Genomic DNA, 17,859 nt, shown 5'->3' with positions numbered 1-17,859 from the left:
TCGACTTGGTCGACGACCGACAATTTAAAGGTCAGCGTGTAGTCTCGCTGACTACGCCTTTTACTTGTCTCCATTACGCCCTCCTGAAAATAGATCAGAAGGTGTAAACCTTATTCAGGACGGGACACCTGCCACAAAAAAGGCCGTCCCCCTGCACAGGGTGGACGGCCTTTGAGTTACAGCTGCAGATTACTTCAGCAGAGCAGCCTGGCGTTTTTCCCGAACCCGCCGCGCCACAATGTTGAGGGTTTCCACCGTGGCGGAGAATGCCATCGCGGCATATACATAGCCCTTGGGTACATGAGCACCAAAGCCTTCAGCGATCAGGGTCATGCCGATCATGATCAGGAAGGCCAGCGCCAGCATCACCACGGTCGGGTTCTCATTGATGAACTTGGCCAGAGGCTCCGAAGCCAGCAACATCACCAGCACCGCCACCACTACGGCAATCACCATGATCGGCAAGTGCTCGGTCATGCCCACCGCAGTAATAATGCTGTCGATGGAGAACACCAGGTCCAGCATCAAGATTTGCCCGATAGCAGCCGCAAAGCCCAGCGCCACCTTGGACGAGACGCCGGTGGTTTTATCCTCGACCTCAGGGCTCATGCTGTGGTGGATTTCACTGGTCGCCTTCCACACCAGGAACAGACCACCGGCAATCAGGATCATGTCTTTCCATGAGAAAGCCTGGCCCAGCACTTCAAACACGGGCGTCGTCAGCTGCACGATGTAAGCGATAGTGCCCAGCAGGCCCAGACGCAGGATCAACGCCATGCCAATCCCGATACGGCGCGCCTTGGTGCGATACGCCTCAGGCAGCTTGTTGGTCAAAATCGAGATAAAGATCAGGTTATCGATGCCCAGCACGATTTCCATCACGATCAACGTGGCCAGCGCGACCCAGGCTGCGGGGCTGGCAGCCAGTTGTAAAAGATATTCCATAGGTGTGTTCTGACTCTGGTTTAAGACAAGTTAAATCGCTTGGGACGACTCTTTGCGTTCTTGCTCAGGCTGTTCTTTTTCCACCTGAGAGCCGGTGGCTTCGCTGAGTGCCTGTTCTGCCGCCTTGTGGGTGTCATCAATCGCCTGCTTGGCCGTTTCAGCGGTTTTGCTCAACATTTGTTGCGCCGCTTTTTCCGCCTGATCACAACCGCCCAGCAGTAGCAGGCCTGCTGCTACCAATGCCAATGCACCTGCTTTCTTCATGTTCATCTCGCTTTCCTCTCTAAAACGGCGGCCCACTGCATGGCTCGCGAATAACGCGGGATTCTAGAGAGATAAATACTTCAGGAAAATTCGTATTTTTAAGGGCTATACTTCGATTTTTACGAAGTATTCAGCATGCTTAACTATCGCCAGCTCCATTACTTCTGGGTGGTCGCCAAAACCGGCAGCATTGTTCGAGCCTGCGAGCAATTGAACCTCACCCCGCAAACCATCAGCGGGCAAATAAGCCTGTTGGAAGACACCTACGGCTTGCCGTTATTTCGCCGGGTCGGCCGCCAGCTGGAACTGACAGAGACCGGGCGTCAGGTCCTGCCTTATGCCGAGCAGATTTTTCAGCTCGGCAACGACCTGCAAAGCATGCTGCGCATGGCCCCCAAGGAGCAGCAGATTCTGTTCCGGGTGGGTGTGGCCGATGTGGTGCCCAAGTCGATTGTTTATCGCCTGATCGCTCCCACCATGGAGCTGGACAAGCCGATCCGCATTACCTGCCGCGAAGACAAGCTCGACCGGCTACTGGCAGATCTGGCCATTCAACGTCTGGACCTGGTGATTTCCGACAGCCCGATGCCCTCCCACCTCGATATCAAAGGCTTGAGCCAAAAGCTGGGTGAATGCGGCATCAGTTTTTTTGCCACTGCCACCCTGGCCCGCAACTATGGGGAAAACTTCCCCCATTGCCTGAACGGCGCCCCACTGCTGATCCCCGGCCCTGAAACCGTGATCCGCAGCCGCTTGCTGCGCTGGCTGGCAGAACAGAAAATCCAGCCGCGAATCGTCGGTGAGTTCGATGACAGTGCCTTGATGCAGGCGTTTGGCCAGTCCGGCATCGGGGTATTTATCGCCCCCAGCGTGATCGCCCAGGAAGTGATGCGCCAATTCGATGTGGAGCTGATCGGCCAGACCGAGGCGGTCACCGAATCGTTTTACGCCATCACTGTCGAGCGCAAGAGCCGGCACCCTGGCATCGTTGCAATTACCGAGGGCGCTCGACGCGAGTTGTTCACCCCGGCCAGCGATTAAGCGCAGGCCGCGGCACGTGGTTTTGCAGACATCAGCACCAGCGCGAGCACGATCGACAGCAGGATAAAACCGGCGGCAGCCAGGCCCAGGCTGCCCAGGCCGTAGCTGTCAATCACCCGGCCGCCGACCATCGCCCCCAAACCTATACCCAGGTTGCCCCCGGCAATATTCAACGACGCGGCAAACGCAGGGGCCTGGGGCGCAATCTTCATCAGCCGGACATGGCTGACCAAAAACAGCGCCGACTGGGTAATCCCCCAAATCGCCAGCGCCGCTGCCAGAGCCAGCGAAGAGTGAATACTCGGCACCAACGCCAGCAGCGCGCCGATCATAAAGGCGCTAAACACCATCGATGCGATGAGCGGATGGCGATCCACCATGCGCCCGCCCAACGAGTTGCCGATCAAGCCCACCGCGCCAAAGCCCATCAGGCACCAGCCAACCAGGGTGCCATCAAAGCCCGCCAGACGCTCCAGGATGTCGGCCAGATAGGTGTAGGCCGTAAACATGCCACTGAACACCAGCACCGACAGCACGATATGGCCAATCACCAGCGGGCTGCGCAACATGCCCAGCTGCGAGCGCAGGCTGGCGTTGGCCCTCACCACGTGGGTCGCCGGCAGGTACAGCCACAGCAGCAAGGCCTTGGCCAGTGCAACCACCGCGAGGATGGAGAACGCACTGCGCCAGCCCCAGGCATCGGAGATCAGGGTGCCGACCGGGATCCCGAATACGGTTGCGCAGACAATCCCGAAACCGATTTTGGCAATCGCCCGCCCGGCGTACTCCGGCCCTACTATGTCTACCGCAGTTTCGCTGGCCAGGGCCCAAAACACCGGCAAGCCCAAAGCCGGCAATAACCGTGCAAAGCCCATCACCCAAATATTGGGGGCCAGCGCCGCGAGGGTATTGGCGAAGGCGAACATCAACAGGATCGTAATAAACAGCGGCTTGCGCTTGAAACGCGCAAAGTAAGCGGTCAAAAACGGCCCCAGGGCCGCGACCGTAAAGGCGAACAGGGTCACCAGCAAACCGGCCTGGGGCACGCTGACCTCAAGATCGCGGGCAATTGCGGGCAGCAGGCCGACAATGATGAACTCGGTGGTGAGCACGGTAAAACCGGCCGCAGACAGCAGCAGGATGGGCAACAGCATGAAGGGCTCCAGAAACAGCAACGCCAGCGAAAGCCGATACAGGCCCGCCGGTTTAAAGAAAAGTGAGGATGGGCAATAGTAACAGAATGAGTAAACCCAAGAACACGCCGCTCCCCTGCAGAGAAGAGCAGGCGCGGGTGTGGCAGATTGCCTCTGAAGCGCGAAGCGCCTCCGGCACTATGCTAAAGTCCGCCCCCGCCAGGATTCTGCCGGACAGACCACTCGGCACGGGTGATTAACCTCAGCTGCCGACCCTGCTTTACTCAACAGGTTTTAACCCGCCGACCGACATCGATCTGCCTGCCCGTTTGTTGCAGATCGCTCCAACGTTGTTCAGTGCACGGCCCAAAACAACTAGAGATACCCTTATGACTGACGCTCCACCTACCCTGCTGCAAAAGCTCACACGCACCAGCCTGGTCACCCAGATCATGATTGGCCTGATTGCCGGTATTTTGCTGGCCTGGCTTGCGCCTGCTGCTGCACTTTCGGTGGCCTTTATCGGCAAGGTGTTCGTCAGCGCCTTGAAAGCCGTGGCGCCGATCCTGGTGTTTGTGCTGGTCATGGCATCCATTGCCAACCACAAGCACGGGCAAGAAACCCATATTCGCCCGATCCTGGTGCTTTACCTGTTCGGTACCTTTGCCGCCGCCGTCGTGGCCGTCATCGCCAGCATGCTGTTCCCCTCGAACCTGGTACTGGCGACGGAAAATGTCACCATTGCCGCCCCGGGCGGGATCAGCGAAGTCATGCAAAGCCTGTTGCTGAGCGTGGTCGACAACCCGGTCAGCGCGCTGATGAACGCCAATTTCATCGGCATTCTGGCCTGGGCCATCGGCATGGGCATTGCCATTCGTCATGCCGGTGATACCACCCGCACCGTACTCAGCGACCTGTCCAATGGCGTCACCCTGATCGTGCGCGTGGTCATCCGCTTTGCACCACTGGGGATTTTCGGCCTGGTGGCCTCGACGCTCGCCAGTTCAGGTTTCGGCGCCCTGCTGGGTTACCTGCACCTGCTGGCCGTGCTGATTGGCTGCATGCTGTTTGTGGCTCTGGTGATGAACCCGTTGATCGTGTTCTGGAAACTGCGCCGCAACCCGTACCCGCTGGTGTTCCTGTGCTTGCGCGAAAGCGGGATTACCGCGTTCTTCACCCGCAGTTCGGCGGCCAACATTCCCGTGAACATGGCACTGAGCGAGCGTCTGGGTCTGCATGAAGACACCTACTCGGTATCGATCCCGCTGGGCGCGACCATCAACATGGCAGGTGCCGCGATCACCATCACGGTCTTGAGCCTGGCCGCAGTTCACACCCTGGGCATTGCAGTCGACATTCCGACCGCGATTTTGCTGAGCGTGGTGGCAGCCATTTGTGCCTGTGGCGCATCGGGTGTGGCGGGAGGTTCGCTGTTGCTGATCCCTCTGGCATGCAGCCTGTTCGGCATCCCGAGCGAGATTGCCATGCAAGTGGTGGCCGTGGGCTTCATTATCGGCATCCTGCAGGACTCCGCCGAAACCGCTCTGAACTCGTCCACCGACGTACTCTTTACTGCGGCGGCCTGCATGGCCGAGGAAAAACCGGCGTCCTGATGACGCCGGCGATGTAAGCGCTGACGAGGTATCGCGGTTCGGGGGTTGCCCGATCGCAGCCTCGCTCCTCGTCAGCGATTACTGTATTGCGATCAGAACGCGCCCATGTAGTCGCGCTTGCCGACTTCAACGCCATTGTGGCGCAGGATCGCGTAAGCAGTGGTCACGTGGAAGAAAAACTGCGGCAGGCCGTAGGTCAGCAGGTAAGCCTGGCCGGTGAAGCGTTTTTCTTTCGGCGTGCCCTGACGGGTGATGATTTCGATGCCTTCCTTGCCGTCGATCTGCTCAGGCTTGATCCCGTCGACAAACGCCAAAACCTTGCTGATCAGCGCTTGCAGGTCAGCAAAGGTCACTTCGCTGTCGTCGTACTTCGGCAGTTCGATTTCAGCCAGACGGGCCGAAACACCCTTGGCGAAATCAACCGCGATTTGCACCTGACGCACCAGCGGGAACATGTCCGGCGCCAGACGCGCTTGCAGGAAAACACTTGGATCGATGTTCTTGGCCGTGGCGTGCGCCTCAGCCTTGGTCAGCACACCGCTGAGGGCGTTGAGCATTTGTTTGAACACGGGAATGGAAGCAGCGTACAGAGAGATAGTCATGAAAGTCTCGACAGTCTGTGGGCGGGAACGGGATGTGGGGCGATTATAGACACGCCTGTAGTCTTCGGGTGTATCAAGATCAACCATCACCCATTCACTGCACGTCTCTAGCGCAATGACTTGCTCGCGATACTGGCGTAAAAGCGGGCGGGCACCTTCATCACCGCCACAGTCTCTTAGCTGCGGCAGACACTCGCTGGCCCACAGGACCGGGTTGCCGCGCTTGCCCTGGTAACTGGCCTGACACCCCATGACCCCGGGATTCCCGTGCAGGGCATCGACCAGTTGATCAATGACCCCGGCCGTGACGCCGGGCATGTCTGCCAGGCAAAAAATCACCGCCTGCCGGTCACTGACCGCACTGGCACCGGCGCGCACCGAAGAGCCGATGCCTTCCCGGTAATCCTGATTAAGCACAAATTCCACCGGCAGACCGGACAAGGCCTGGCGAACATTCCCGGCTTCATGCCCGATGACCACCAGCACTTTCCCACAGCGCGATGCCAGCGCGGCCTGCACCACATGCCTGACCATCGCCTGGCCGGCAACCGGCAGCAGTAACTTGTTGCTGGCCCCCATGCGTCGACTCAGCCCCGCTGCCAGTACCACCGCCACGACCCCGGCCGGCTCACTGGCGACGGGCATCTCTCGCCTCCGGTGAGCGCGCTGACAGCGCTGCGTGTTGTGCATCTGCCGGGTCATGGATCCTGGCCTTGCGCAGCCTCAACATCCCGCCTTCGCGCTGATTAAGGCAGGCCGTGATTTCACTGACGATGGCCAGGGCGACGCTTTGCGGGGTATCGCCGCCCAGATCCAGCCCCATGGGATAGTGCAGCTCAGCACGGGCTGCAGCTGCACCGCCGCCCATTTCGTCAAGCAGGCGCTCGGTGCGCTCTTTGGGCCCCAGTTGCCCGATATAGGCCGGGGCGCAGGCCAGAACACTCTGGAGCCAAAAACGGTCCTGACGGTAACTGTGGGTCATGATCACCACCGCCGCCCCATCAACCAGGGTGCGCAACGCGAACGGCTGGTCAATCGACGCCACCAGCACCTCCCTGGCCCCCGCAAAGCGTTCGGCCCGGGCAAAATTCGCCCGCCCGTCCACCACATGCACCTGCCAGTTCAGTTGCACGGCAAACCGCACCAGAGGCTGGGCGTCGTTACCTGCACCGAACACCACCAGCCGCCGCTGCGCAGGGATGTATTCCAGCAGCACTTCAACGGCCTGCGCCCCGCTTGCATAAATCATCCGCGACGATTTCTTGCGCTCGAGGGTGGCGAGTAAATCGGCCTGGACCCGGCTTTCAAGCACGTCACAGCAAAACCCCTGGCTGCTTCGCGACAACGCCGTCAGCCCCAGCCGCGCCCCCATTCTCGCCCCGCTGCCGGCCCCTGCCGCCAGTACGGTTGCCAGCGCGGCCGGCTCACCGGTGGCTCGCACGCCTTGCAGGACATCGGTCAGCAGCGACGGGGCGCCTGCTTCAAGCCGCTCCAGCAGCACATGCACCGTGCCGTTGCAGCCAAGACCAAAGGTCAGCGCGGCCCCCTCTTCATCGCTGTCATCCTCGTCGTGGGCCGCGGTGCTGTAGCGACGAATCACCGGCAGCCCGGACTCGGTCAGCCACCAGGCCTTGCGCACCAGCTCCTGCTCCAGGCAGCCGCCACTGACCGTACCCACCGCCTGCCCGTCCCGCGGTATCAGCATCCTGGCGCCCGGGCGCCGATAAGCCGAGCCTTCAACCTTGACCACGGTGGCCAGTACCACGGCGACATTGTTACTGTCGGCCTGGTCCAGAGCATCGAGCAAACCATACAAGTCAGACATGAGCGCCGCTCCCAACCTTATCCAGTTAATTGCCGTACCATCGACTGCAGTTTTTCGTCAGTTTTTTCTTCAGCCGCCGCGCAACACGTCATCGTGGAGGACAACAGCGTGAACAAAAAAACCGGTGTCCGGGCTCATCAGGCCGACCAGACAAAGGCGCGCATTCTCAAGGCCGCCGTGACCGTATTCGCCCGCGACGGCTATGCCGGCGGGCGCATCGAACAGATATCCAAAGAAGCCGAGTCCAACGACCGGATGATTTATTACTACTTTTCCAGCAAGGAAAATCTGTTCGTCCAGGTTCTGGAACACACCTACGAAGCCTTCAACCTGGCCGAAAGTACCTGCCGCCCGGACCTGTCCAGCCCCGTGGCAGCATTGCGCGAACAAGTGGCGTTTTTCTGGAACTACTACGTGAAACACCCGGAATTCGTCGCCATCCTCACCATTGAAAACCTGCATAAAGGCAAGCACGCCCGCCAGTCGCGCGAGCTCGGGCGCCTGTCGGCCACCACCGTGGGCGTGATCAGACCAATCATCGAAGCCGGTCAGCGCATGGGCATTTTTCGCCTCGATGTGGAGATCAACCATGTCTATTTGATGATCGCTTCGCTGTGCTACTTCTATAACTCCAACCAACACACCCTCACCTCGTTCCTGGGTCAGGACCTCGCCGATAAAGGCCAGCAACAGGACTGGCTGGCCTTTATCAGCGATCTGGTCATACGCGGGGTCATGACCCTGCCCGGCGCCGCGAACGGTCAATGAGACCCGGGATTGGCCCGTATCTGCGCCACCTTCTGTTCCAGTGACTGCCATGCAGGCTCGGACGGGGCGAAACGCTGGCGCAGATAGGCCGTCAACTCGCTGATCTGGCGATTCGACAGACTGTCCTTGAAGCCGGGCATATAGCCGAGGTCCGCCGTCGCCGGGACGGGAATGCCTTGCAGGATCACTTTCAACAGGTTGTCGGGCAAAGCGCTGTGCAGGTTGCTGTTGCTCGCCAATGACGGGCTGACGCCAAACAGTTTCGGGCCCAGGCCATCGGCGTGGCAGCCTTGGCACGCACCCTCGAACACCCGCTGACCGTTACTCAATGCCAGCGTACTGACCTGGGGGGCCGCCGGGCCGGGTTCGGGTTGCGCCAGGGCATCGCCACTGAGTGAGGCCAGGTACACCGCCATGGCGCGCCGGTCGCTGTCGGGCAGCTTCGCCAGCTCGGTGACCACTGGCCCCATGGGCCCGGCCGCCACGCCATGGGCGTCGGTGTAGCCGGTGCTCAGGTAGCTGAACAGCTGATCTTCGGTCCAGGGGGTTGGAGCTTTGGACAGGCCATTGAGCGCCGGGGCTTCCCAGCCATCGACCATGCCGCCCGCCAGAAAGGCGCTGCCGCCCTTCTGCGCGCCCATCAGGTTGCGCGGCGAGTGACAGGCCGCGCAGTGGCCCAACCCATTGACCAGATAAGAACCGCGGTTCCATTGTGCACTGCGTTGCGGCTGCGCCTTGACCTCCCCTGAACGCAGAAAGATCGCGTTCCAGCCCGCCATCAGCGGGCGCAGGTTGAAAGGGAACTGCATGGCATTGCTTGTGGCCGGCTGGCTGACCGGCGCCTGCGACATCAGATAGGCATACAGAGCCTGCATGTCGGCATCATCGATATTGCGAAAAGAGGTATAGGGAAAGGCCGGATACAGATGCTTGCCGTCCCGGCTGATGCCTTCGCGCATGGCCCGCTCGAACGCTGTGTAAGACCACTTGCCGATGCCCGTCTCGGGGTCGGGGGTGATATTGGTGCTGTGCAGGGTGCCGAACGGCGTTTGCATCGCCAGCCCCCCGGCGTTGGTCACGCCACCCGGTGCGGTATGGCACACCGCACAATCCCCCACCGCCGCCAGCAGGCGTCCCCGCTCCAGCGTGGCCGCCGACCAGGTGCCCGCCACGGGCGGTGTAATGGGGGCGATTTCTGCACGCCAGGGCAATGCAGTGGCGGCCATGCCGGCCAGGGCGCCGATACCGGCAATCAGGGGGGCAAACCACCACTTGGAGCGCTTGCCTTTGACTGGCTGCGGATCGACGGCGGCAGCGGCTTCGTCCTGGGAAAGCTTGAGTGCAGCCAATACCCGTTCGGGGGTAATCGGCAGCTCGCGAAAGCGGATCCCGGTGGCGTCATAAATGGCATTGGCGATCGCCGCCGCACTCGGCACCCCCGCTGATTCCCCGGCGCCCATGGGTGGTTCGTGCTGACGGGGCATCATCAGCACGTCGATTTTCGGCACCTGCTTGAACGTCAAAATCGGATAGGCGCCCCACTCCTTGCTGCTGACGGTCGACTCTTCGAACGTGACCCGCTCTTTGAGCACACGGCTGGTGGCCTGGATCACATTGCCGTGGATCTGATGCCGGACACCCGCCGGGTTGACCATCATCCCGGCGTCATGCCCGATGACCACCCGCGTCACCGAAACTTCACCGCTGAGCCTGTCGACCGCCACATCGGCGACCCATGCCGCCCACGCCGCTCCGAACCCGGGGAACTTGCTGTGGATATACCGCGCATAGGCGAAACCGCGGCCACGCAAAATATTGTCCTGTTCAGGGGTTTGCATGGGCTCGGTGCGGGCCACCCACCCGGCTCGCGCGGCCGTGGCCCTGACCAGTTCGGCAGCGCGCTCATCGTGCAGATAGCGCAGGCGGTATTCGACCGGATCGACCTTGGCGGCAAACGCCAGTTCATCGATATAGGACTCGTGGGCAAACGTGTTGGGCAGTGCGGAAACCCCGCGCATCCACGACGCCCGCACGATGGGCGCCATGTCGTTGATGGTCACCCGCAGGTGCTCGAAATCGTACGGCGGGATGGAGGTGCGGTCGCCCATCTCGAACATTGCCGCCACCGGCTCGACGCGGCCCGTCAGCAGCAAGGCCAGGGTCGGCGCACCATTGGAGGGGTAGCTGGTCTGAAAGTCATAACCGGCGACCCCGCCATCGGCATTGATGCCGCCATCCACTTCCATCAATTGCGCCGAGCCCTTGGGCTCCCACACATGCTCCTGCTCCCGGGTCAGCTGCACCCGCACCGGCAAGCCCACCGCCCGGGACAACAACAGGGCATCGGCACACACGTCATCGGCGCAGTTACGCCCGTAACAACCCGCTGCCTCCATGCGAATGATCTCAATCCGCTCTTCCGGGTACTCCAGCAGCCATGCCAGATCCGCCCGCAACAGGTGCGGGTTTTGCGTGCCCGACCACACCCGTATCTGGTGTTCCTGATAATCCGCCAGGCCACAGGACGGGCCGATGGAGCCGTGGATCTGGTAAGGCCACAAATAGGTGCGGGGCATGCGTTCGCTGGCCTGGTCCAACGCCTGCTGAACGTTGCCCTTGTCCAGCACCACACGCCGGACCCGGGGGTTGTCACGGATGGCCTGCGCCACATCATCCATGTCCGGCAGTTTTTGCGTCCAGGCTTTCCAGCTGACTTTCAGCGCTTGCGCCGCCTTCACGGCCTGCTCTTCACGCTTGGCAACCACGCCGATAAAATCACCGATCACCACCACTTTGACGATGCCCGGAATGTGCGCAATGGACGACTCGTCCACGTGCAGCAGGCTTGTGCCGACAAACTCGCCACTGTCGAGCCCGGCATAGGGCGGGCGAATCACGCGGCCATGCAGCATGTCGGGCAGGCGCATATCATGCACATAGGTCAGCTCGCCGCTGGCCTTGGCCGGGATGTCCACCCGCGCCGAGGCCTTGCCTACCAGCCGGTAGTCTTCCACGGGTTTGAGCGGCGCATCGCCGGAAATGCCAAGCACATGGCGCTCCCCGGCCACCAGTTCGGCAAATGTCAGCTGGCGAGCGTCCGCACTGGTTATCACCCCCCTGTCCATCACTAATGACTGCGGCTCGACACCCAGACGCCGGGCTGCAAGATCGAGCAAAAAACGTCGCGCTTCGGCTGCCGCATTGCGCAAAGGGATGGCAGTGATCTGGATCGTGGCGCTGGCAATGGTCGCCCCCTGATTTGGCGCGCTGTCGGTATCGCCCAGCACCATGCATACCTGCTCCAGGGCCAGGTCCAGCTCTTCGGCCACGATCTGCGCCAGCGACGTGCGGATGCCGGTACCCAGGTCCACATGGCCGTTGAAGCCATAGACCTGCCCGTCATCGTTTACCGCAATGAACAGCCCCAGCTCCCTGGGCTTGAGTACAGGAACACCGCCTTTGGCCACGGGACCTGAAGGCGGCTGAATCTGATCAACCACCAGCAAGACGCCAGACTTGGCCAACAACTGATCACGGGTGAGCGTGGTAAGGGTCATAGTCATCAATCCGTTCAGGGCATTTGACGGGCGGCAAGCATGACCGCGCGAATGATTTCGAGATGGGTGCCGCAGCGACAGAGGTTGGCTGACAGTTCGTTTCGAACTTGCGCTTCGCTGGGGTGGGGAATGCGATCGAGCAGCGCCTTGGCGGTCATGATCATGCCGTTCATGCAGTAGCCGCATTGCGCAGCCTGCTCATCGATAAAGGCCTGCTGCACCAGGTGCGGCTGCGCCCGGCTGCCGAGGCCTTCAAGGGTGGTAATGGTGCGCCCCTCGGCACCGGACAACGGGAAGACACAGGAGCGGGCAGCCACCCCGTCAATGATCACCGTGCAGGCACCGCACTCCCCCAGACCACAGCCATATTTAGGGCCGTTGAGCTGCAAGTCATTGCGCAGGATCAGCAACAGCGGGGTATCGGCCATGGCACTGACCACGACAGGCTGGCCGTTGACGTGCAGTGTTACCGTTCTGACAGGCGCGAGGGTGTGATCGCTCATTCAAGGCTTCCCCAAGTAACATCGTCCGCACTGTTGGAGGCGGATCTTATTAAGTGTTTACTTCATGAAACAGGCGTAACAAAGGCCTGCACAGGCAGACCCTGATTCACTCCGGTTTTGATGAAGTAAACACTTCATACAAGCCAGAGCAAGAACGATGCCACAAGGTTGGGGAAAGCTTATTCGCTGCCTTCATCCACCATTTTGCGCAGTAAATACAGGAGTGCGACCCGCTCTGCCGGGTTGAGTTTGCTCATGGTCAGCTCGCTCACTTGCAGTGCATGGGGCTCGGTCTCGCGCACTAATTGCTCACCCGCCGGGGTGAGACTGACGATGACTTTGCGCTTGTCCTGCACGGCGGGCTTGAGGGTGATCAGGTCCCGGGCCTGAAGACGCTCGACTATGCCGCGAATGGTTGCCTGATCGACTGCAGTGGCCTTGATCAGCTCACTCAAGGAACTGGGCCCGTGATCCCGAACGGCACACAGGGTGATGAACTGCACCGCAGTCAACTGCGAGTTGCCGACATTTTGCTGAAAAATCGCCATGTTGCGCTGATAGGCCTTGCGCAACAAATGGCCTGGCTGTTCGCAGAAATCATAAGCGGCCTGACGGCCTGGTTTTTTGTCTTTCGTATCCGGCACAACGGCCTCTTTCAATTCAAGGGTGAGAGGTCATGACCTTAACCTGCGGGGCCATGATCGGGGTAATGCTCAATCTGTGTCGCAACGCCCATGCAGGAGCCGGCTCCCACAACACCGGCCCCTGACCCGGGCGGGCCTGGTTTAGCGGGCCAGTACCACACCGCCGGCAACCACCGCCTGATCATCAAGATAGATATCGCAATGACGCAACGGGATATCCAGATGGCACGGGGTCTTGCGCGTGCCACCGACTTCGGTATTGGGCCCGGTGGAAAACAGGAAGTTACCCTCGAATGCCCGCGCATCCATGCACATTCCGTCGTTCTTGTCGTGCAGGCCCATCGCCGTCCATTGGGCGCGCGGCTGCAAACCCCAACCGATATGGGAAATGCCGTACACCTCCGGGTCGTTGAAATACTTCAGGTAGTCGCGCAAATACTCGGCTTCGAACCCGCCATGAATCGAGGTAATGAAACCCTTGTCGATTTCCAGGGTGATGCGCTCTCGCGAATAGTTCTTGAACGGCAAGATGATATCGCCGACATCGATTACCAGCACGCCTTCGGCGGTTTCTTCATTCGGCCAGGAGAACAGGAAGCCGCTGGGCCAATGGTCCCAACGCCCCGGCTCATCGGCAAAACCATACTCGGTCACGGCCGGGTACTGCCCCAGCAACGCCTTGAAATCACTCCCTGCCCTGGATCTGACATGCATGGAGCGCGCTTGCTCCAGCAGTTTTCCGGCCGCCATCACCCGCTCCTTGTCGGCCAGGGTCGGCAGCATCCGCGCCAGCACTTCCGGGGGTTCAACCGCCAACAGAATCCGGGTTCCGGTCTTGAGGATCTGCTCCTGCTCCGGCGAATGCAGCAGCATCATGGTATCGACCACCAGATCCGCCGCCTCCAGCGCCCGTTGCGCCGCAATGTTGCCCGTGAGCGCGGTGTCCCCGCAGTAAGCCGTCATGTCATTACCCATGGCCGTCGGGTGATTGAACGAGGGCAATTCCACGGCGTAGACCTTGGCCCCAAGACGCTGGGCGGCGTCCATGGCGGCCCGCACCGTACGCGGATCGGAATAGTGGCTTTTGAGCACTGCGACACTCTGGGTCGCGTCCACTCGGGACAGTTGCAACACGTGCTCAAACATTTGCGTCAACTCGCAGTCGCTCACCGGCATTTACTCATCCTCTCTATCGAATCGCTGCAGGGGGGGCAAACGCCGAACTGCCCGTCGTACCAAATCAGGCAGAGCGTTTCAGCCGCTCAACTAAAGCGTACACACTATTTAATAACTGATGAACATTATTTTCCGAAAAGTCAAAAAAACCACACAACAGTTAGAACCCAACAATTAGTGGCTTTCAAGGCTGAAAACAGCCCTCAGGAAAATTATTTATTTTTCTGAGGGGCTATACAGCTTGAAAATTAATAGCGTATACACTGTAAATGTCTGGCCGAGGCCCATGGTCCCGGCAACCGCTCCCGCTCTAGAAAAAGGAAGCCTTGCATGCCCGTAAAACAAAAAATCGCCATCGTCGGCGCAGGTCTTGGAGGCGCCGCAGCGGCCACGCTGCTGCAAAAAGCCGGGTTCCAGGTCGATATTTATGAGCAGGCCCCCGCGTTTTCCCGCATTGGCGCGGGTATTCACATGGGGCCGAATATCATGAAAATTTTCCGCCGCATGGGCATCGAACAGAAGTTGAGCGACATGGGCTCGCACCCCGATTTCTGGTTCAGCCGGGACGGTGCCAGCGGCGACTACCTGTCGCGCATCCCGCTGGGCGAGTTTGCCCGCAAAGAATACGGCGCCGCCTATATCACGGTGCATCGCGGCGATTTGCATGCGCTGCAAATGTCGACCATCGCGCCGGGCACCACCCACTTCAATAAATGCCTGACCCGCCTTGAAGAAACCGATTCGCTGGTACGCCTGCACTTCAGCGACGGCACCAGCACCGAAGCCGACATCGTGATTGGTGCCGATGGCATCAATTCTAAAATCCGCGAAGAATTGCTCGGCGCCGAAAAACCGCTCTACAGCGGCTGGGTTGCCCATCGCGCGCTGATCCGCAGCGAAACCCTGGGCAAATACAACCTCGACTTCGAGAACTGTGTGAAGTGGTGGAGCCACGACCGCCACATGATGGTCTATCACACCACCGCCAAGCGCGACGAGTACTACTACGTCACCGGGGTTCCCCATGAGGCGTGGGACTTCCAGGGCAATTTCGTCGACAGCAGCCGCGAAGAGATGTACCAGGCTTTCGAGGGTTACAACCCCACCGTTCAGGCGCTGATTGAGTCCAGTGAAAGCGTGACCAAGTGGCCGCTGCTCAATCGCAATCCACTGCCGTTGTGGAGCCGCGGACGCCTGGTGTTGCTGGGCGATGCCTGCCATCCCATGAAGCCGCACATGGCCCAGGGTGCCGGCATGGCCATCGAAGATGCCGCCATGTTGACCCGTTGCCTGCAGGAAACCGGCCTGGGCGACTACCGCACCGCGTTCAAACTGTACGAAGCCAACCGCAAGGATCGCGCCTCGCGGGTCCAGGCCGTGTCCAACGCCAACACCTGGCTGCGCACCCAGGAAGATCCGGCCTGGGTCTACGGCTACGACCTGTACAGCCACTCCCTTGAGTCGGAAGTACCGGCATGAGCACATTCATAGAGGGCGGCAATGTCCAGGCCAATGGCATTCGCCAGCATTACCTGCGCTACGGCGGCCAGCACGACTCGGTAAAACCGGTGTTGCTGCTGATCCCGGGCATCACCAGCCCGGCCATTACCTGGGGCTTTGTCGCCGAACGCCTTGGCGCCGATTACGACACCTATGTACTTGATGTACGGGGGCGCGGCCTGTCTTCCACCGGCCCCGAACTGGATTACAGCGCCGATACCTGCGCGGACGACATCAGCGCTTTCGCCCGGGCCATGGGCTTTGATGGCTATCACCTGGCCGGCCACTCCATGGGCGCACGCTTTGCCGTACGCAGTGCCGCACGCAATCCGGGCGCAGTGAAAAGCCTGGTGCTGATCGATCCTCCGGTATCCGGCCCGGGTCGACGCGAGTACCCCAGCAAACTGGCGTGGTACGTGGACTCGATCCGCCAGGCCGAACAAGGCATGGACGCCGAGGCCATGCGCGCCTTCTGCCCCACCTGGAGCCTGGAGCAACTGCAATTGCGCGCCGAATGGCTGCACACCTGTTATGAGCCCGCCATCGTTCGCGCCTTCAACGATTTCCATGACGTGGACTTCCATCAAGACCTGCCAAAACTCACCGTGCCCGCGCTGCTGATGGTCGCCGGGCGTGGCGCAGTGATACAGGCCGCCGACGAAGCGCAAATCCTCGAGCTGCAGCCACGGATCCAGATAGCCCGGGTGCCGAACGCCGGGCACATGATCCCCTGGGATGACCTTGAAGGTTTTCTCGGCGCATGCCGCGACTTCCTCGCCCGCCACTGATCCGCATTCTGCGCAACGCTTTTAAGGAGACACTCTGTGATCAAGCCTTACCGCATCGGCCAGATTGTGCCGAGCTCCAACACCACCATGGAAACCGAGATTCCGGCGATGCTCACCGCACGCCAATTGATCCGCCCCGAACGCTTCACCTTCCACTCCAGCCGCATGCGCATGAAACAGGTGCGCAAGGAAGAACTGGCAGCAATGGACGGCGAATCCGACCGCTGCGCCATCGAACTGTCCGACGCCAAAGTCGACGTACTGGGCTACGCCTGCCTGGTGGCGATCATGGCCATGGGCCTGGGCTACCATCGCAAATCCGAGGCGCGCCTGACCCGGGCCACGGCCGATAACGACGCCACTGCACCGGTCATTACCAGCGCCGGCGCACTGATCGACGGCCTCAAGGTGATGGGCGCCAAAAAAATCGCCATCGTGGCGCCGTACATGAAGCCGCTGACACAGCTGGTGGTGGATTACATTCGCGAGGAAGGGTTTGAAGTGGTGGACTGGCGCGCCCTGGAAATCCCCGACAATCTGCAAGTAGCCCTGCATGATCCAGCCAGGTTACCGGCCATTGTCAGCAGCATGAACCTTGAAGGCGTGGACGTGATCGTGCTATCTGCCTGCGTGCAAATGCAATCCTTGCCCGTGGTGCCCCAGGTTGAAGCGCAAACCGGAATCCCGGTACTGACTGCCGCCATTGCCACCACTTACGCCATGCTCAAGGCCCTCGATCTGGAACCCATAGTGCCGGGCGCCGGCGCGCTGCTTTCGGGCGCTTATAAATAGGAGCAAAGTCATGAGCCAGGAACAAAGTGCCGACGCCAACTATCAGGGCGTATGGGGCCAGCGCATCGGTTTTGGCAACAAGCCGGCCTTGCTGATGGTGGATTTCATGCAGGGTTATACCCGCGAGGGCGCCCCCCTGTTCGCCCCGGGCGTGGTCAGCGCTGTCGCCGAGAGTGCCGGGCTGCTGGCCTGCGCCCGTGACCACGGAGTTTTGGTGGTGCATACCAATATCCGCTACCACCCGGGGCATTTTGCCGACGGCGGGATCTGGCTTAAAAAAGCCCCGGTGATGAAAGACATGGTCGAGGGCAACCCGCTGGCCGCCTTCTGCGAAGCGGTCACACCGAATGCGGATGAAGTGGTGATCAGCAAGCAATACGCCAGTTCGTTTTTCGGCACCAGCCTGGCATCGCTGTTGCACGCCCAGGGTATCGACACCCTGGTCCTCGCAGGCTGCTCCACCAGTGGCTGCATCCGCGCAACAGCAGTGGATGCCGTGCAACACGGCTTTCGCACCATCGTTGTGCGCGAGTGTGTCGGTGACCGGCACAGCGCGCCGCATGAAGCCAACCTGTTCGATATCGACAGTAAATATGGCGATGTGGTGAGCAAACGGGAGGCCATGGAGCAATTCGCCAAAAGCGTTTGAGTAACATCCGGCAGACAGGGAAATCCGCCATAGAACCGGGCCGCAGAGCACCGGTCGCC

General features: G+C 60.5%; 16 protein-coding genes and 1 pseudogene. 7 read left to right on the top strand and 10 right to left on the bottom strand.

The annotated features are described in order from the left end of the window. Positions 1 to 189: 189 nt before the first annotated feature. Both WG29040_RS07720 and WG29040_RS07715 read right to left on the bottom strand, forming a co-directional pair. A complete protein-coding gene (locus tag WG29040_RS07720) occupies positions 190 to 945 on the bottom strand; it encodes a TerC family protein (protein WP_003447353.1) in 756 nt (251 codons plus the stop codon). A 30-nt stretch (positions 946 to 975) separates the two neighbouring features. Next, positions 976 to 1,215 carry a hypothetical protein gene (locus WG29040_RS07715; protein ID WP_010656136.1) on the bottom strand — a complete coding sequence of 80 codons (240 nt, stop codon included), beginning with the start codon at positions 1,213 to 1,215 and terminating at the stop codon, positions 976 to 978. Positions 1,216 to 1,344: 129 nt separating this feature from the next. Here WG29040_RS07715 and nhaR point away from each other — a divergent pair, with 129 nt between their 5' ends. After that, the gene (nhaR, locus tag WG29040_RS07710; RefSeq protein WP_003447340.1) at positions 1,345 to 2,250 is read left to right on the top strand and encodes a transcriptional activator NhaR; all 906 of its coding nucleotides are present in this window, start codon (positions 1,345 to 1,347) and stop codon (positions 2,248 to 2,250) included. Here the strand turns inward: nhaR and WG29040_RS07705 are convergent. Beyond that, the gene (locus tag WG29040_RS07705) at positions 2,247 to 3,404 is read right to left on the bottom strand and encodes an MFS transporter (protein ID WP_003447339.1); all 1,158 of its coding nucleotides are present in this window, start codon (positions 3,402 to 3,404) and stop codon (positions 2,247 to 2,249) included. The two genes, nhaR and WG29040_RS07705, sit on opposite strands and share 4 nt — an antisense overlap. Before the next feature lie 368 nt (positions 3,405 to 3,772). Between WG29040_RS07705 and sstT the strand changes: the two genes are divergently transcribed. Further along, positions 3,773 to 4,996: a serine/threonine transporter SstT gene (sstT, locus tag WG29040_RS07700; RefSeq protein WP_127195947.1), complete on the top strand. Its 1,224-nt coding sequence runs from the start codon at positions 3,773 to 3,775 to the stop codon at positions 4,994 to 4,996. A 92-nt stretch (positions 4,997 to 5,088) separates the two neighbouring features. Here the strand turns inward: sstT and WG29040_RS24505 are convergent, their stop codons facing one another. The 3 genes and pseudogenes from WG29040_RS24505 to WG29040_RS07690 form a co-directional block, all read right to left on the bottom strand. After that, entirely contained in the window at positions 5,089 to 5,598 is a 510-nt protein-coding gene (locus WG29040_RS24505; RefSeq protein ID WP_235972512.1) for a DUF1993 family protein, read from the bottom strand. 135 nt (positions 5,599 to 5,733) lie between these two features. Next, positions 5,734 to 6,243 (bottom strand): annotated as a pseudogene (locus tag WG29040_RS24500) (NTP transferase domain-containing protein); the annotation flags it as partial. Continuing rightward, on the bottom strand, positions 6,227 to 7,423 hold the full coding sequence (locus tag WG29040_RS07690; RefSeq protein ID WP_127195945.1) for an XdhC family protein: 1,197 nt from the start codon (positions 7,421 to 7,423) through the stop codon (positions 6,227 to 6,229). The pseudogene WG29040_RS24500 and the gene WG29040_RS07690, both read right to left, overlap by 17 nt. 108 nt (positions 7,424 to 7,531) lie before the next feature. On the opposite strand from WG29040_RS07690, the gene WG29040_RS07685 reads away from it, so the two are divergent. Continuing rightward, entirely contained in the window at positions 7,532 to 8,191 is a 660-nt protein-coding gene (locus WG29040_RS07685) for a TetR/AcrR family transcriptional regulator (RefSeq protein ID WP_003447335.1), read from the top strand. Here WG29040_RS07685 and WG29040_RS07680 read toward each other — a convergent pair. The 4 genes from WG29040_RS07680 to WG29040_RS07665 form a co-directional block, all read right to left on the bottom strand. Then, positions 8,185 to 11,748, bottom strand: a complete 3,564-nt coding sequence (locus tag WG29040_RS07680) for a molybdopterin cofactor-binding domain-containing protein (RefSeq protein WP_127195960.1) — start codon at positions 11,746 to 11,748, stop codon at positions 8,185 to 8,187. The genes WG29040_RS07685 and WG29040_RS07680 overlap by 7 nt on opposite strands. A gap of 14 nt (positions 11,749 to 11,762) precedes the next feature. Continuing rightward, positions 11,763 to 12,251 (bottom strand): (2Fe-2S)-binding protein, encoded by a 489-nt coding sequence (locus WG29040_RS07675; RefSeq protein WP_003447333.1) that lies wholly within the window; start codon positions 12,249 to 12,251, stop codon positions 11,763 to 11,765. Positions 12,252 to 12,430: 179 nt separating this feature from the next. Continuing rightward, positions 12,431 to 12,895, bottom strand: coding sequence for a MarR family winged helix-turn-helix transcriptional regulator (locus tag WG29040_RS07670; RefSeq protein ID WP_127195944.1), 465 nt, complete (start codon positions 12,893 to 12,895; stop codon positions 12,431 to 12,433). A gap of 141 nt (positions 12,896 to 13,036) precedes the next feature. After that, entirely contained in the window at positions 13,037 to 14,071 is a 1,035-nt protein-coding gene (locus tag WG29040_RS07665) for a 2,5-dihydroxypyridine 5,6-dioxygenase (protein ID WP_003447329.1), read from the bottom strand. 330 nt (positions 14,072 to 14,401) lie between these two features. Between WG29040_RS07665 and WG29040_RS07660 the strand changes: the two genes are divergently transcribed. Genes WG29040_RS07660 through WG29040_RS07645 form a run of 4 tightly spaced genes read left to right on the top strand, consistent with a single transcriptional unit; the run spans position 14,402 to position 17,800 of the window. After that, complete coding sequence (locus WG29040_RS07660) at positions 14,402 to 15,550, top strand: FAD-dependent monooxygenase (RefSeq protein ID WP_010656143.1); 1,149 nt, start codon at positions 14,402 to 14,404, stop codon at positions 15,548 to 15,550. Further along, positions 15,547 to 16,359 (top strand): alpha/beta fold hydrolase, encoded by an 813-nt coding sequence (locus WG29040_RS07655; protein WP_003447327.1) that lies wholly within the window; start codon positions 15,547 to 15,549, stop codon positions 16,357 to 16,359. The genes WG29040_RS07660 and WG29040_RS07655 overlap by 4 nt, the downstream gene beginning before the upstream one ends. Positions 16,360 to 16,395: 36 nt before the next feature. Further along, positions 16,396 to 17,151 (top strand): Asp/Glu racemase, encoded by a 756-nt coding sequence (locus tag WG29040_RS07650; protein WP_127195943.1) that lies wholly within the window; start codon positions 16,396 to 16,398, stop codon positions 17,149 to 17,151. Between the two features lie 10 nt (positions 17,152 to 17,161). Further along, a complete protein-coding gene (locus WG29040_RS07645; protein WP_003447325.1) occupies positions 17,162 to 17,800 on the top strand; it encodes an N-carbamoylsarcosine amidohydrolase in 639 nt (212 codons plus the stop codon). Positions 17,801 to 17,859 lie beyond the last annotated feature (59 nt).

Source organism: Pseudomonas sp. PAMC 29040, from assembly GCF_003994535.1.
Lineage (GTDB): Bacteria > Pseudomonadota > Gammaproteobacteria > Pseudomonadales > Pseudomonadaceae > Aquipseudomonas > Aquipseudomonas paraversuta.
This window is presented reverse-complemented; position numbering and strand designations above follow the sequence as displayed.

Coding starts and splice junctions, on each gene's coding strand:
- WG29040_RS07720 (WP_003447353.1), bottom strand. CDS start 945: ATGGAATATCTTTTACAACTGGCTGCCAGCCCCGCAGCCTGGGTCGCG.
- WG29040_RS07715 (WP_010656136.1), bottom strand. CDS start 1,215: ATGAACATGAAGAAAGCAGGTGCATTGGCATTGGTAGCAGCAGGCCTG.
- nhaR (WP_003447340.1), top strand. CDS start 1,345: ATGCTTAACTATCGCCAGCTCCATTACTTCTGGGTGGTCGCCAAAACC.
- WG29040_RS07705 (WP_003447339.1), bottom strand. CDS start 3,404: ATGCTGTTGCCCATCCTGCTGCTGTCTGCGGCCGGTTTTACCGTGCTC.
- sstT (WP_127195947.1), top strand. CDS start 3,773: ATGACTGACGCTCCACCTACCCTGCTGCAAAAGCTCACACGCACCAGC.
- WG29040_RS24505 (WP_235972512.1), bottom strand. CDS start 5,598: ATGACTATCTCTCTGTACGCTGCTTCCATTCCCGTGTTCAAACAAATG.
- WG29040_RS07690 (WP_127195945.1), bottom strand. CDS start 7,423: ATGTCTGACTTGTATGGTTTGCTCGATGCTCTGGACCAGGCCGACAGT.
- WG29040_RS07680 (WP_127195960.1), bottom strand. CDS start 11,748: ATGACCCTTACCACGCTCACCCGTGATCAGTTGTTGGCCAAGTCTGGC.
- WG29040_RS07675 (WP_003447333.1), bottom strand. CDS start 12,251: ATGAGCGATCACACCCTCGCGCCTGTCAGAACGGTAACACTGCACGTC.
- WG29040_RS07665 (WP_003447329.1), bottom strand. CDS start 14,071: ATGCCGGTGAGCGACTGCGAGTTGACGCAAATGTTTGAGCACGTGTTG.
- WG29040_RS07660 (WP_010656143.1), top strand. CDS start 14,402: ATGCCCGTAAAACAAAAAATCGCCATCGTCGGCGCAGGTCTTGGAGGC.
- WG29040_RS07655 (WP_003447327.1), top strand. CDS start 15,547: ATGAGCACATTCATAGAGGGCGGCAATGTCCAGGCCAATGGCATTCGC.
- WG29040_RS07645 (WP_003447325.1), top strand. CDS start 17,162: ATGAGCCAGGAACAAAGTGCCGACGCCAACTATCAGGGCGTATGGGGC.